Raw genomic sequence first — 14,461 nt, 5'->3', positions numbered from 1 at the left:
ATGTAATGAGACTCTCCCATAAAGACACTATTCGGTCTCTGATCGAAATTAAGAATAGCAAACTGTTTGATTTAGACCATTATCGGAAGCAGTCTGGCAAAAGACATCTTAGCCTGTATACAGCCATATATCATTATATCGAATCGGGCGAACGCCGAGGCCTTAGCGCCAATCCCGGTTTTGATCCCAGATACTATCTTACTGCCAACCCCGATCTGAGTGGTTGGTCGCTACCCCTTTTCGTCCATTATGTCCGGTATGGGCACAAAGAGGGACGGGCGGCTAAGTCACCAATCAGTTCCACTGACGGCGTTGCTAAAAGCATCAAAAGAGTAATCATCGATTCAGGGGAATTCGACGTCGACTATTACGCAGGGCAAAGTGGCGAGCGTTTCAAAAACGCTGAACAAGCCGTACGTCATTATCTGGCAAAGGGTGAATCGCGAGGCTTTAGGCCAAACCCCAATTTCGACCCTGTTGTTTACCGCTCCTATTCCGATCTGAAAAATTACGGCGCCCTTTTCTATCATTATTTGCTTCATGGCAGAAAGGAGGGCCGAATTGGTCACTACGATTTCGGCTCGTGTTTTCGGCCCGGAAAGCGCGTTTACGATAGTTCCAAAAAAACAGTCGCTTTGGTTATTCACGAGGGATCGTTCACCGGCGCCCCCATTCTCGGGATAAACCTACTTGAGCAATTTGCTCGAACGCACAACGTCGTCCTCATATCTTTGAGAGATGGCCCGCTGCTTCGCTATGCTGGCGATTTCGCGGTTAAGATTGTTGTCGGCGATGTGAACATCGGCAGAATGAGTTCGGAGTTGCTAGCGGCAAAGCTTATTCAGCCGCTGGTCTCGGAATTCAACGTAACCGCTGCTCTCGCAAACAGCGTCGAAACGGCCGCAATCGTGGCGGCGCTTTCAGTTGCCAATGTCCCCATCGTGTCGCTCATTCATGAATTCGCGACTTATGTGCAACCGCTCACCCTTGCGACTGTGCTAGCAAGCTCGCAGAGAGTGGTCTTTTCGTCATCCCTGACCCAGAAGTCAGCACTAGAAGCTGGCATCACCGGCCATTTCCGACATTCGGTGGTTCGACCACAAGGCCGCTGCGTAATTCCTAACGTAGGAGCAACAGTCTCGGACAATACTGTCGCCGCTAAGCCCTCAGTTGAATTCGACAAGGCTGATTTTGTTTGCATCGGCTGCGGATACGTCCAGTACCGGAAAGGTGTTGATCTGTTCATCGCCACAGCGGCAGCCTATAAGCGACTAAACCCCGAAACCAATGTCGCTTTTGTGTGGGTTGGAGAGGGCTATGATCCAGTGCGCGATCTTGGCTACTCCGCTTGGTTGAAGGATCAAATCGAACGCAGTGGTCTCGATGATGTCGTTTCTCTGATGCCCGCAATGGATGCTGAGGCGTTATTGAAACTGTATAGAACGGCAGATGCGATGCTTCTTAGTTCGCGGCTGGATCCGTTTCCGAACGTTGCGATCGATGCAATCGCTGAAGGACTGCCGTTGGTCTCATTCAAAGACGCCAATGGCGTCTCCGAATACCTGGAGTCCGATGAGTTGCTTTCATCGCTCGTCGTTCCATATCTGGACATCGAGGCAGCGGCTGCGGCTCTCATTGAACTGCAGTCGAACGAGAAGAGAAGCCGAAAGACCAGCGAGCATCTGAAGCGGCTGGCCTCCAAGCAATTCAACATGGTCGACTATGTCGACAACCTTCAAAACCTGCTTGAGCAAGCCGTGGCCATTAGCCGACAAGAGCGAACAGATGTCGAGACGATATTAAAGCATGGCGGTGTCGATTTCGACATGCTCGGTATCCAGGACGATCCTGATCAGAAAGACGTCGTGTCCAACTATGTCCGGCTGTGCGCTGCATCCGTAAACAGAACGTCGAATGGCATAGAACGCCGGCCAATACCCGGCTTTTATCCAGCTCACTATGCCGCGTCCCATCCTTCGCTTGCAAAGCTGCCATATGAGAACGCTTATGCGCACTTCTTGCGAGCAGGTCGACCATCTGGGCCATGGGTCCGTGATGTCGTGCAGCTTAAGCAGAGCGACAAACCGGCTGTTCCCTTGAGGGACGCGGATGTGGCCCTGCATATTCATCTTCATTATCCGGACCAAGCTCTGGAAATCTGCCGACGCATCTCCCTCAATCGTTCGCGCCCGACCTTGCTAATCACCGTCACCGAAACGATCAATACGTCGGTCGCAGCTGAGGCGTTCTCAAATTATTCGGGTTCTGTAGAAATTCGGGTTGTTCCGAATAAGGGCCGGGACATCGGTCCATTCCTGTGTGGGTTCAAAGACCGCATGTCTGATTTCGAAGTGATCGGGCACATCCATAGCAAGAAGAGCATGGACATCGCAGAAGATACGGTCTCAGTCTGGCGCGACTTTCTACTCGAAACGTTGCTGGGAGGCCGATATAAATCCTTGGACCAAATTTTAGCAGCGTTCGATCGAAACCCAGAATTAGGGCTCATTTATCCCGAGGATCCTCAATCCGTCGGATGGACCGATAATTTTGACGTTGCCACTCGGATTGCGCCGCGCGTCGGGTTGTCGTCGGTCCCGGAGTTTATTGAATTTCCAGTCGGAAACATGTTCTTCGCCAGAACGAAAGCGCTGAGTAGACTTTTCGGTGCCGAATTTGAATTGTCCGATTTTCCAGAAGAACCGGTAGCTTATGATGGGACAATCCTACACGCGCTAGAACGCCTCACTCCGGTTATCGTGGAAGATGCCGGATACAGCGTGAAAGCCATTCATGGCAGAGGCTTAACCAGGTAGCCGAGATCATCGTGCTGCTTCAGTGACTGATGCTCGAATGCCTTCGAAGAGGAAACCGCTGTGCCAAGTCGTACGTCTTTCCTGACCGCAGCCCGTCGTAAGGGCAATGTCATGAAGGCAGTGATGCTGCGTGATATGCGTACGCGCTTTTTCGATCACGGTCTTGGATTTTTGATCGTCATCTTCTTTCCGCTCGGACACATGATGATCTTGTTGCTGATCTACAGCGTGTTGGGACGCTCAGCACCGTACGGCGACAGCCTAATGCTTTTTTTTGGTACCGGCTTGGTCCCGACATTGGCCTTCATGTATGTATCTCGGATGATGGTGGTTTCGATCCAGGCCAACAGACCAATGCTATCGTTTCCGGCGATCCGCGTGACCGACATCATTTTCGGACGCGCAGTGTTAGAAGTTTTCGGATCATGCCTGATGGCAGTGCTCGTCGTCTTGATCTTTGCTCTCATGGGGCAACCGGCATTGCCGATTGATGTACCAAACGCCGTAGCAGCCCTTGCAGCCACCCTCGTACTGGCAATAGGCGTTGGCTTCTTGATGAGCTTGGCTGCAGCCATTGTACCGGCAGTCGCGATGGCATACATGCTCGCCACCATCCTCGTTTATATTCTTTCGGGGACGCTTTTTGTTGCTTCATCACTGCCCGCCCCAGTGATCGAGGTCCTCGCTTGGAACCCCGTATTGCACGGCGTCGAATGGTTGCGGTCGGCCTATTATCTGGATTATCCCACCCAGGTTCTCGACAAGGGATACCTGATCGCATGTGGCGCAATTACGCTTCTTCTTGGACTGCTCGTGGAGCGCTATTCGCGGACATTGGTGTATTAGGGCTTCCTACAAAGCCTGGAAAGTACCTCCCGTGATCGATGCCCAGCGCAGAGGAAAAGCGATGAAAATCAAGAAAAAGCGCCCGCTCGATTCGAGCGGCGATTCGCGGAACCGTAGCGCCGCTCGTGCTCGGAAGGCACTGGTGGTCCTTGGCATGCACCGCTCGGGCACGTCCGCTTTGGCCGGGTTGATGATGCGGCTTGGTGGAGACGGACCAGCGAACTTGCTTGGCCCAACTGCCAACAACGAACTCGGTCACTTTGAGTCCCGACCGATCTATATGCTCCAGGACAAGGTTCTTGCGAGCGCAGGGCTCACGTGGGACGACTACAGACCCTTCCCCCCAGGTTGGATGAAATCGCCGAAAGCTCACGAGTATCGAGCAGCCTTGAAAGAGGTGGCGATGTCCGAGTTCGGAAGTTCGGCGCTTTTCGTCGCCAAGGATCCGCGGACGTGCAGGCTGGTTCCGCTGTGGGTGGATGCCCTTGACGATCTCGATGTCGAACCGCTGTTCGTTCATACACATCGCGAACCAAGCGAGGTTGCGGCATCGCTGCATAATCGGAACGGATTGGACCTTGATTATTCGAAGCTGGTCTGGCTGCGTTACGTTCTGGACGCTGAAGCTGGAAGCCGCGGTCAGCGGCGCACCTTCACCAGTTATGATGCGGTTCTTAACGACTGGCCCGCTGTCGCGGAGAAAATCTCGCGTCAATTTGATTTGGCCTGGCCGAAGCTCGCGGCGTCCAACGCCAAGGACCTGAACGACATCATCCGGCCAGAACTGAGACACAACAAGGCTGCGGCTTCGGCCGTCGCTTCTCATGCACTTCTCACGAACTGGATCGATGAAGTGTACACGATCCTTGAGCGATGGGCGTCAAAGGGCGAAGACCTAAACGATCACCAGAGGTTGGACGTCATCAAGGCATCATTCGACGAGAGTGCTGCAGCATTCAGCGGCGCGGTCTCCCCGAAGGCGCGGGCGCTGCTCCTTGAAAGGGATGAGGCACGCGGCGAGCGTGATGCGATCCGAACTGAGATCGAGGCGGTGCGCGCCAAAAGCAATGAACGACATAACGTCATCGTTCGCCTCAAGGAGGAGCGCGACGGGGCGCTCGCTCGGATCGCCGAGCTATCCGCCTTGCGCCCGCAAGGAGATGATGAGGTTCAACGCGTAGAACAACAACTCTTGGAACTCAGAGAAAGCACTGTAGCGCAACAGAACCAGATCGAAGCTTTGACGACAGAGCGCGATGGTCTGGCGGCCGAAGTCCATCGTCACACGAGCATGCTCGCCCAAAGCAAAGCGGAACGTGACGACGTTTGGAATGAATTGAGCGAAGCCCGCACTGCCCTCGCCGCAGCACAGCAGAGACTTGCTGAGCTTGAAGTCGAAGTGAAGAAACGAAGCGAAGAGAACGCTCAGCTGAGGGCAGCGACCGAGCGTCGGGACGCTGAACTCGCCAAGATCCAGACAGTCATCCTTCGTTATCAGGACGAGGCGACCGCGCGCTCGGCCCAACATGCGGAAGACCTTGCAACCATCAGCCATGAGCGCGATGAAGCTCATCAGCATCTAGCGGCATTGGCGGAAAACGCCGCTGCGGTCGAACTGGATCGCGCGAGGATTGCCGCAGAGCGCGATGAGGCACATCGCCATCTTGCCGCACTGGTGGAAAACGCAGCCGCAGTCGAACTGGATCGATCGCAAATCGCAGCGGATCGAGATGCCGTGCGTCAGCAGCTGAACAACGTCCAGCACCAGCTCGCGACATTGGGAGCACGGGCGGCCTCGGCCGAAGTCAAACTGGCGGAAGCCCGCTCCACCCTCTCTTGGCGTCTGACACGCCCATTTCGCATGATGGCACGGCGCCTCCCATTTAAGACGAAGCGTTGAAGGCCAACCTCATCAGTCCTCCCAAGCTGATTCGAAAGACGGAAGCGATCATTATGGTCCATGTAACCAGCGGTCTTGCCAATCTTGAGGGTGGCTCCAAGTGGCGCGGCCACTTCGACGGCATGACCCAGGATGGCAAACTCCACGGCTGGCTCTTCTGCAGAGATAACCCGCACGAGACGTTGACGCTTGATTTGTTTGTACATGGCTTTCACATCGCCAGCACCACGAGCGATAAACCGCGCGGTGACATCGACAAGCTGCTGGGCGTAACCAGCCCGGCAAATACCGGTTTCCAGTTCGACATGAAGACGTTTCACCCTCAGGGCGCTCTCGACCTTCTCCGCCATTTCGAAGGGCAACTGCCAAAGGTCGATCTTGGGCTGGATGTGGCGATATGCATTGGTGGAACTGCTCACCGGGTTCCAAACGGAAGCCGAAATGCGGGCATCCTGCTCGATTTGGCTGCGGCAGTTGGCCCACTGATGCACGCAGCCGCAGTTCGTCTACGCTCTGAAGTCGAGGCCAATGGCTTTGAAGTGCCCCTTGGCGGCGTCGATCAGGCGATACTGCTGCGCTCAAGCCCGTTCTTCTCAGAGAGCTGGTACGAGACCACCTATGGAGAAGTCGCCCTGACCGGCCTCTCCCCTGTGGAACACTGCCTGCGCATCGGCAAGGATTTGGAGCGCAACCCCGGACCGTGGTTCAACACCGCGGAATACTTCCAGGCCGCACCGGACGCACGTCAGTCACCTCTTTTGCCCTTGTTGCATTATGAGATCCAGGGCCATCCAACTTGGTGGCCAGGCGCTGCTCGATTGGGTGGACGCAACGCCGAAGCGCCAACCGGCAATAAAGACTACGCGGTTCTCATCCATCTCTATCATCTCGATACGGTGCCCGATCTCCAGAGGTTCGTCGCGAACTTCCCCGAAGATGTCGACATCATCATCAGCGTTCCCGAAGGTTCGCCAGATCATGATCCGGCTCGCATCGCTGAATTTTTCCCGCGTGCACGCGAGATTTTCCCGGTTCCAAACCGCGGGCAGGACGTAGCCGCCTTTCTCGAAACCGTTCGCCGAGTGAAGCCCCGAAACTATCGGTTCTTCTGCAAGGTGCACTCGAAGAAGGGCAACAAATACCCTGACACGTGGCGCCGCGTAATGTTCGATGCACTCGCCGCAACGCCACAGCGCGTGCAGGACGTCGTTGAACTGTTCCGATCGAATGCCCGGGTTCTCATGGCGGGTCCGCGCGAGTTCTGGCTGAACGGGCAGGACTTTGAGCTGGGCAGCGGTGATCGACTGGTTCAGCTCTTGGACAGGATCGGGTTGGGAAAAGGATCGCTTGGCCGCGACTGGGCTTTCTTCGCTGGGACGTGCTTCTGGATAGATGCGCGATTGGCAGGCGTGACCGCCGACACGATCTCCCAGGCCTCCTTCAACGAGGAAGAGGTCAAGCGCGACGGTCAGATGGCACACGCGGTTGAGCGCATCTTCAGTCTCGTCTCTTCGGTACTTGGCGGAAATGTCGCGCTGCTGGATGGTAGCGACTGGAATTCCGAGCCACTGATCCTTTCTGAACCGTCTGAAAACAGCCTCCGAATGAAGCCCGGCGAAGATGTGGGGCGGCTTCTGGTCAGTTACCTCAAATCTCTTTCTGCTCCACGCGCAGTCGACGCGCCAAAAGGAACAGTTCCCCATTCGACGAACAGCCATAGCCTCTTTCCCGATGCGGATACGGCTCTGCACGGCGCGATCGATATCATCATCAACTGCTGGATGGGCAATCTGGAGCCCTTGCACGAGGGCTTGGCAAATCTCCAGCATGAACTCGGCATGCAAGGATTAACCAGCGCGTGCGTCGTGTCTGGCGGGCCGCCCGTTGAATTCCTGCATACGCGATCCTGTCCGAACGTTCTGCTTGAACGCGCGATGCTGCATCTGCCTTCCCACATTCCCGACGACGCTCCGGCACCGGAATGTGATGGTTTGCCGGAGAAGGAGCTTCAGCTTCTGGTCCGCTCTGAAGCCATCTTTCTGAAGACGGATTACCCGGAAGGCGACCGGCTGGATGCATGCTTTTCGCGCATACAAAGAGTCTATGCGTTCTGGCGAGATGCACTCGTGCGTCACCGCGTCAAAATGTTCCTCATCTGGGGCAATACCGCGCCGAAAAGCCGCCTTTTCATATATTTGTGCGAAGAGCTCGGTATCGAATATCAGATCATCGAGCGGGGCCACTTTCCGGGCACATTCAGCATTGACCCGATTGGACAGTTCGGCACGGCCAGCAGGGCCCGTCTAATCGAACATGTGTCTGCTCAGAGCAGCAATGAACGGCACACCGAAAGCCGCTTTGCACAAATCAAAGAATGGTATGGCTCTCAGCATGCCAATGCAGCTTACGCTGCTTTTCAGAAAAAAGAGACGTCTGATCTGGCCATTATCCGACGGGCACGAGATCAACGCCGGCCTGTGATACTCGTGATTGGCGGGAATGACGCAGGAGCCGGTGTAACCGGCCCTACCCTGGATCCTTTGAGAGTAAATTGGTTCAACAACTCCGACGATGCATTCAGCAATATCCGTCGAATTGTATCATCAAAGTTTCCCGATGCGCTTCTTGTTCTCCGTCCTCACCCGTCACAGACGGCTCAGTCCGCAGATTTTGTTCTAATCGCACGCGAAAGCTCTCTAGATGAGCTTATCGAGAACGCAGACATATGCATAACAATCTCAACAACAGCCAGTTCAATATGCCTTCTTAAAGAGAAACCTTTGCTGACATTGGGTCTGTCGGAGCTCAATGGTAAAGATGTTGGCGAGCATATTGTCGATGAAGCGCATTTCTTGGCTGCACTCAGGCTATACATATGGTCAGAGTTCGACAATAGCGGCCGAAGCGCAGCGCAGAAAAGTCACGTCGTCGATCTGTTTGACAACTATTTGATAGGTGTAGATCATTTCGTGCCAACGCGCCATCATGTTACGGATCTTGCTAGATTATTGAGCAGTCGACTATATCGGATGAAGTCAGGTTTTCTGATCAACAGCGAAATGGACCGGGATATTAGCAAAAGGCTTTTTGAAGATTCGCAGGCTCGCAGCCGTGCGAATTTTCCTGTCGACCCGAAGCGGTTCAACAATTCCAAGCGCCCCCCAATCAGCGTCGTACTGCCCATATACGGCGACTATGACGGCACACGGCTATGCTTTGAAGAATTAGCTAAATGCCAAACCGAAAACGAGTATCGTGTTATAATGGTCTGGGATCGCGGCCCTGATCTGCACCTCAAAGAACTCTGCGCTGAATACGCCGAGAAGTCCGGCTTCATCTATCTCGAAAATCGAGAGAACGTCGGTTTCAGTGGAACCGTTAATTCAGGTATTCTGGCCGCAGAAGGTGACGACGTCATTCTTTTGAATAGCGACACAATCTCATGTGGTGACTGGGCTCTGCGGCTGCAGGATGCAGCATATGCCCATCCGAAAATCGGCTCAGTCGTTCCATTTTCCAACAACGCAACAATCTACAGCATACCATTTCCAACCGGCAAAGAATTGCCTGATAAAGATCAGTTAGCTTGGGTTGCGCAGCAGGACAGAGCCGCCAAATCAGCGGCTCCGCGAGTGGTTGAGATGCCAATCAGTCACGGCTTCTGCACCTACGTGCGACGTTCCACCTTCAACCGGATTGGACTGTTTAGTGAGACGAAGTTTGACAAGGGGCACGGAGAGGATAACGAATTTAGCATGAGAGCGCGCGCCGCCGGCTATTTCTGCGGCTGTGCAACGAATGTATTCGTTGGACATGCTGGCTCAACAAGTTTTGCAGAGGACGCCAACAAGTGGAAAATCGCAGGACGCGCCAGGATGCAGGAAGATTACGACCACTATTTCGAAGAGATTCGCGAATTCTTCCAGAATGACCCCTTGGCGCCATTCCGGAAGTCGATAGTTGATCGCAATTATGGACCTATTTGAGGTATATATAACGGCTCACAAGGCTTCGATTTCCCCGGATTATGGCCTCGATAACTTGGAAGTCTTCCAAATCATCAATATCAAGTCCACAAAATTTGGGAACGGGCTGTCCATAGACCCGGCGGCCTAGAAAATCGTCCGTTATATCGTCAGGTCGAAACCTGATGACATCAGTGCTGAAGACCTTGTACCGGATACCGATATCCTGTCGCCGTATCATCGATTTACCTTGATCGTCGAAGTCTGGGACTAGCTGCCCGCCACTGTCGATCGAATAAAGCCGCCGTTCGCTTTCACAAACGGTGCGTGCCGCAGTAAAGGTGTCATCACGCTTTAGAACATCAATGCAGTTTTGGACCGCCTCGATGTCGCGAAAGACAAAAGTCGGCCGCAGCCACACAATCAAATCTGGCGACGGTATTCCGCTTGACGTAAACTGGACAGCGAGATCTCGTAAGATGTCCTCCTCCATCGCGGTATCAGATGCCGCTTGGGCTGACCTTAGAAATGGCGTCTCGGCGCCGTACTGCGCGGCAATGTCAGCGTACTTTGGCGAGTCCGTTGAACAGATTACCTTGTCGCATCCTAAAGCGCGAGCAAATGCTATCGAGTAGGCCATCAACGGATGGCCGGCGAGGTCGCGAATATTTTTATCCGGTAAACCTTTTGAACCTGACCGCGCGGCCACGATTGCGTATGTAAGCATTTGCTCTTCCTAATGCGATTTACGTCTGTATTTATGGTGCTCGCTGGGAGCGACAGACTTCTCCTCCGAGCCAACGATGATCTCAGCTTCTCGGATTTTTTCAACAAAATCCCGGAACTGGCGTGTCGTCAGATCCAGCGCCACGGCATCGAAGTGGGCCCACTCGCTGTTGCCGAACTTCACGTGCTTTTCGACCATCCGCGCTCCGGCGGCCACTGCCAGTGTGGACCCGAACCAGTTTTCGTCATGGCTGGAATAGGCCGGAATGATGCGCGGGTTGGTTTTCGCCAGGCGGCTATAGTGCCGCACGACGCCAACATTGCAATCACGTGCAGGGGTCGGATAGGCGGAATTCGCCTGCATCAGGTACAATTCCGGCGCCTCCTTGAACGTTTGCAGGACCCATTCTTCATAGGCCTTGTCTGTCATGCCGGTGGACAGCACGATGCCGCGATCCGTGCTGGCCGCGACACGCGCGAGGTAGTCGGTGTATTCTGAGATCGTGGAGGGGAGCTTGATCAGGGCCGGGTTGAAGTCCAGCACGAAATTGTAGGACGCTTCATCGAGTACCGACGCGAACCAGCGGATTTCAAGCTGCTTGCAGAGATCGGCAATGAAGGTGAAATCATCACCATCCAGTTCGAGCTGGCGCCGGTAATCACCGAAGGTGGTCCCGAAAGGCGAGCGATAGGAAGCAGCCAGCTGCTCTTTGCTGTAGAAGCTCTCCACATCGCGCTTCTGAACCTTGATGAAGTCGGCTCCCGCAGCCGCCGCTGCACGAATCATGCGTTCCAGCCTGAAGCGATCACCGAAATGGTTGGTCGTCAGCTCCGCAACAACACTGACGGACCAATCGCGTTCGTGATGATCTCCTTTTCGCTTACGGCTGAAGCTCTCGACCAGCTCATCGACCGACAGCCGCGAGTAAGGACGATTGCCGACATGGTTCAGTTCCAGCCCGGTGCCCTGCAGCATGTAGAGCGCGTTGAGCAGATAATTTTCCTGCATCCCGATCCGCATCGCGCGCTCGACTTCATCGCCGACCGTGAACTGACGGCCGGCTGGGTGAGCATAGCCAAGCTCGGGACGGAAGTCGAAGCCGACCATATAGACCTGTTGCGGCCTGCTCCGCTGATCCGCGACTTCGCGAGCCACGCGCAGTGCCGACATGAAGAGCACATCCTCGATGACGACTTCGTCGGAGAGCAGGCGCTGCACCATCAGGTCGGCCGTCTCCTGCGTCAGTTCCGCATGAGGAACCCGCAAGACACGTCCGCGATCGGGACGAAAATCGGTCGATGTCAGATAAAGCTGTGCCCGCGCGCCATTTTCGAGCAATGCCTGGGCAACCCAGTCTGCATGAAAGATCGAGATGTCTGCGGGGTAGATTCGCTCTGCGTCATTGACGCCGATGACGAGAGATCCCGAGAATACCTCGGCAGGTATCTCATCGACGGACGGCCCCTTCCCCAGGATGAAAATCGTATCTGTGCCGTATGTCGACGCGATAGCGCCTACCTGGCTGGAGAAAGCGTCCGTCATAGTCTTCACCATCGATTATCACCTCACATCCGGCTTCTTCGGCAAGGGCAACGCCAGCCAGCAAGTCCCAGCTATAGGCACCCTTCGGATTCACAAAACGCGCATACGCGCCGCGAATGACATTGAAAAGATTGTAGACGGCACATCCCATGATCCGGCCCTCGGCATTTTCAGCGAGGCCTTGTCCGATCGCGTCGTTGAATGATGACGAGAAGCCGACGATACGCGACCGGGGAACACGCGGGATCGCTCCCGACGTCATGCCCTCACCGAGTTCCGGCATCAGCAACATGCTGCCTGCGTGCTTTCCACCGCGCCAGATGGAAAGGGACGTTCCCCACTCCTTCAGGCCTGAGCAGAAATTCTCGGTGCCATCGATAGGATCGAGCACGGCCACCCATTCGTCCCCCACCACGAGATCGGGAGTCCAACTCTCCTCGCCGATGAAACAGAGGCCGGGAAGCGCGTTGGTCAGCCAATCTCGGATCAAATCTTCGAGATACACATCAGCAGCCGTGACAGGACTGCCATCCGGCTTCCATGTGATGTCGAACCGTCTCTCCTGAAGTGCTGGCAGGGAGCCCTCTACCACATGACGCAACTGCTGAAGCAGGAAGGGGATATCGGTCAAGTCGGAACTCCTGGCGGCATGGTTGCGCCTAGTTACACAAAAGTGGCGCTCGTCTCTACCCTGAAGGCTGGACGTGGGCAGGGGCAATCCGACATATCTGCATGGACGCAGCGAGGCCAGTCGTCGTCGGAGCGATACGGTGTGAAGGCCTTCAGGAAGAAATAAATCTCCAAGGTATTGGGCGGCTGAGGGGTGCTTTGATCAGCGCCGTTCCAGTTGCAACTTCGCCCAAAATGACGACTTACGCACTGGATTGATTGATGACAGAACTGACACGACGAAACTTCCTATATGCTTCCGGATGCCTCGCTGCCTCCACATCGGTGTCGAGTGCCCAGCCCCTTGTTCCGGCTGAGCAACAGAGCGGCGCAATCGCACCTGGCAGGGTAACCCAATCAGAGATCGTGCTCTCTCCCTTCCAGTTTCAAGGACGCGGCGACGGGATCCAGGATGATACCGGCGCGATCAACGCCATGTTTCGATACTTTCGCGAGTTGATGGCTCAGAGCGGAGGCCAGCAGGCTCCAATCGAGATGAGCTTTTCCGGAGGAAGATGGCGGTTGACCGATACCGTCGACGCCACCGCAATCACAGCATGGAACTGGAAAATGAGCGGAGGCCATTTGTACGGGGAATGCGAAGGCAAGCCGATGCTCGACCTCAGCGGATCGCGTGGCTACGAGATGAACGGCATCGGCTTTCACGGAGACCGTGAACGCATGCCGCGCTCGGCATGGCAGGCTGCGCGGCTGGAGCATGCGCAGTTTTGCGATAACGTCCAATTCAACGACGTGGCGACCGATGGCTTTTTTTCAGAGGCTTGCTGGATTGCGTTTGGTCAAGAGACAGCCAAACATGACCACTGCACCTACTACAACAGCTACCACAAGGGGCGGGTTGCGGTTGTCGAAGGGTATGATGCGCATCCCTTCGTTTCGGAGTTCGGCAAAGTCATTCGCGGATCAACAAGCAACGTCAACATATCTTTGCAAGGAAACTGTGATTTTCGCTACCTGCCGACACATGACCAATGGCACCTTTCCAACGTCACAAGCAGCCGCAGTGCAGTACTCACGCTGAGTGATCACAGCCTTGAAATAGGTGATGAAGTGGTTTTCGCTTATGTCGATGGCATGAGAGAGTTGTCCCAGCTCATCGCTAAAGTCACCGCTGTCACGGCCGATACTGTTACAACTGATTTGGACACGACCAATCTGGGAACCTACGCCGGTGGCGGTGTCGCCATTCGCCGTCAGACAAGAAGTCCGGTTTACATAGCAAGGACTGAGGGAATTAACCTAGCAGACGCTTACATTGTCGCTTACGGTCAGCCGCAGATCGAAATCGCATTTCCCGACACCAGTTTTCCATTTATCGAAATGTTCAGCGCTCCTCGAATCCTGTTCGAGGGCTCAGGAAACCGAAGCAACATCGCGTTTACTACGGGGACAGTTGCGACGGCGAACATCTTGGGATTCGAGCTGTCGACTTATAATTCGAACGCTGTTGAGTCGTTGATCTCCAATGAGGGAGGCGTAGTCGCGATCTACAAACCGGTCATCGATATGTTTTCAAGCCTATGGGATGTGAAACTATCAAATGACCCGAAATTGTTCGCGATGTACGGCGCAGAGGTTCTCTTCTCATCGCTCGATCAGACGGAGGCTGATCAAATGATTGCATTCAACGGCCAAATAACTTCAGTAGCCGACGGAAATACATACGTAATTGGGAAGACTTCCATTGAATAAGCGCCTGCCTTATAACGCTGCAATCTGTAATCTTGATATGCTATGATCGAACATGCCGTTCAAACTTAGTAATAGGTGCACGCCATAGATAATTTGACTTTTTGTGGTTTCAAGGTTGGGATAAGGCGCTTCGCGCCACCCTTGCCAGTCACAACAGTTGGCGAATCTCAGTAGAATTTGATCCTTCACAGGCTGGACATCAGAAACTCTGCTGGAACGCTCGGCCACAGCATAGTTCCAACCAGTATCATACCGACAGACCCTTCAACTGTAAGAATGGCTA

8 protein-coding genes are annotated in these 14,461 nt (G+C 54.5%); 5 read left to right on the top strand and 3 right to left on the bottom strand.

What is annotated here, in order from left to right; all coding sequences use genetic code 11:
- Positions 1 to 5: 5 nt before the first annotated feature.
- The 4 genes from QQL76_RS02620 (at position 6) to QQL76_RS02605 (ending at position 9,548) form a co-directional block, all read left to right on the top strand.
- Complete coding sequence (locus tag QQL76_RS02620) at positions 6 to 2,816, top strand: rhamnan synthesis F family protein (RefSeq protein WP_126008666.1); 2,811 nt, start codon at positions 6 to 8, stop codon at positions 2,814 to 2,816.
- A gap of 111 nt (positions 2,817 to 2,927) precedes the next feature.
- Positions 2,928 to 3,662 (top strand): ABC transporter permease, encoded by a 735-nt coding sequence (locus QQL76_RS02615; protein ID WP_126008664.1) that lies wholly within the window; start codon positions 2,928 to 2,930, stop codon positions 3,660 to 3,662.
- A 61-nt stretch (positions 3,663 to 3,723) separates the two neighbouring features.
- Positions 3,724 to 5,562, top strand: a complete 1,839-nt coding sequence (locus QQL76_RS02610; RefSeq protein ID WP_499206251.1) for a sulfotransferase family protein — start codon at positions 3,724 to 3,726, stop codon at positions 5,560 to 5,562.
- Positions 5,559 to 9,548, top strand: a complete 3,990-nt coding sequence (locus QQL76_RS02605; RefSeq protein ID WP_499206250.1) for a rhamnan synthesis F family protein — start codon at positions 5,559 to 5,561, stop codon at positions 9,546 to 9,548. The genes QQL76_RS02610 and QQL76_RS02605 overlap by 4 nt, the downstream gene beginning before the upstream one ends.
- Here QQL76_RS02605 and QQL76_RS02600 read toward each other — a convergent pair.
- The 3 genes from QQL76_RS02600 to QQL76_RS02590 all read right to left on the bottom strand — a co-directional run bounded on the left by QQL76_RS02600 (position 9,541) and on the right by QQL76_RS02590 (position 12,427).
- Positions 9,541 to 10,254, bottom strand: coding sequence for an acylneuraminate cytidylyltransferase family protein (locus QQL76_RS02600; RefSeq protein ID WP_499206249.1), 714 nt, complete (start codon positions 10,252 to 10,254; stop codon positions 9,541 to 9,543). The genes QQL76_RS02605 and QQL76_RS02600 overlap by 8 nt on opposite strands.
- A gap of 9 nt (positions 10,255 to 10,263) precedes the next feature.
- Positions 10,264 to 11,475, bottom strand: a complete 1,212-nt coding sequence (locus QQL76_RS02595; RefSeq protein WP_499206248.1) for an N-acetylneuraminate synthase family protein — start codon at positions 11,473 to 11,475, stop codon at positions 10,264 to 10,266.
- Positions 11,476 to 11,701: 226 nt separating this feature from the next.
- Complete coding sequence (locus QQL76_RS02590; protein ID WP_499206247.1) at positions 11,702 to 12,427, bottom strand: inositol monophosphatase family protein; 726 nt, start codon at positions 12,425 to 12,427, stop codon at positions 11,702 to 11,704.
- A 260-nt stretch (positions 12,428 to 12,687) separates the two neighbouring features.
- On the opposite strand from QQL76_RS02590, the gene QQL76_RS02585 reads away from it, so the two are divergent.
- Positions 12,688 to 14,178, top strand: coding sequence for a ubiquitin-activating E1 FCCH domain-containing protein (locus tag QQL76_RS02585; protein ID WP_499206246.1), 1,491 nt, complete (start codon positions 12,688 to 12,690; stop codon positions 14,176 to 14,178).
- The last annotated feature ends 283 nt before the right edge of the window (positions 14,179 to 14,461 follow it).

It is taken from the genome of Rhizobium albus, assembly GCA_030160035.1.
Taxonomy (GTDB): Bacteria; Pseudomonadota; Alphaproteobacteria; order Rhizobiales; family Rhizobiaceae; genus Georhizobium; species Georhizobium albus.
The sequence above is the reverse complement of the archived record's forward strand: the minus strand, read 5'-3'. Positions and strand labels throughout refer to the sequence as shown.

Coding starts and splice junctions, on each gene's coding strand:
- QQL76_RS02585 (WP_499206246.1), top strand. CDS start 12,688: ATGACAGAACTGACACGACGAAACTTCCTATATGCTTCCGGATGCCTC.
- QQL76_RS02595 (WP_499206248.1), bottom strand. CDS start 11,475: ATGGTGCAGCGCCTGCTCTCCGACGAAGTCGTCATCGAGGATGTGCTC.
- QQL76_RS02615 (WP_126008664.1), top strand. CDS start 2,928: ATGAAGGCAGTGATGCTGCGTGATATGCGTACGCGCTTTTTCGATCAC.
- QQL76_RS02610 (WP_499206251.1), top strand. CDS start 3,724: ATGAAAATCAAGAAAAAGCGCCCGCTCGATTCGAGCGGCGATTCGCGG.
- QQL76_RS02620 (WP_126008666.1), top strand. CDS start 6: ATGAGACTCTCCCATAAAGACACTATTCGGTCTCTGATCGAAATTAAG.
- QQL76_RS02600 (WP_499206249.1), bottom strand. CDS start 10,254: ATGCTTACATACGCAATCGTGGCCGCGCGGTCAGGTTCAAAAGGTTTA.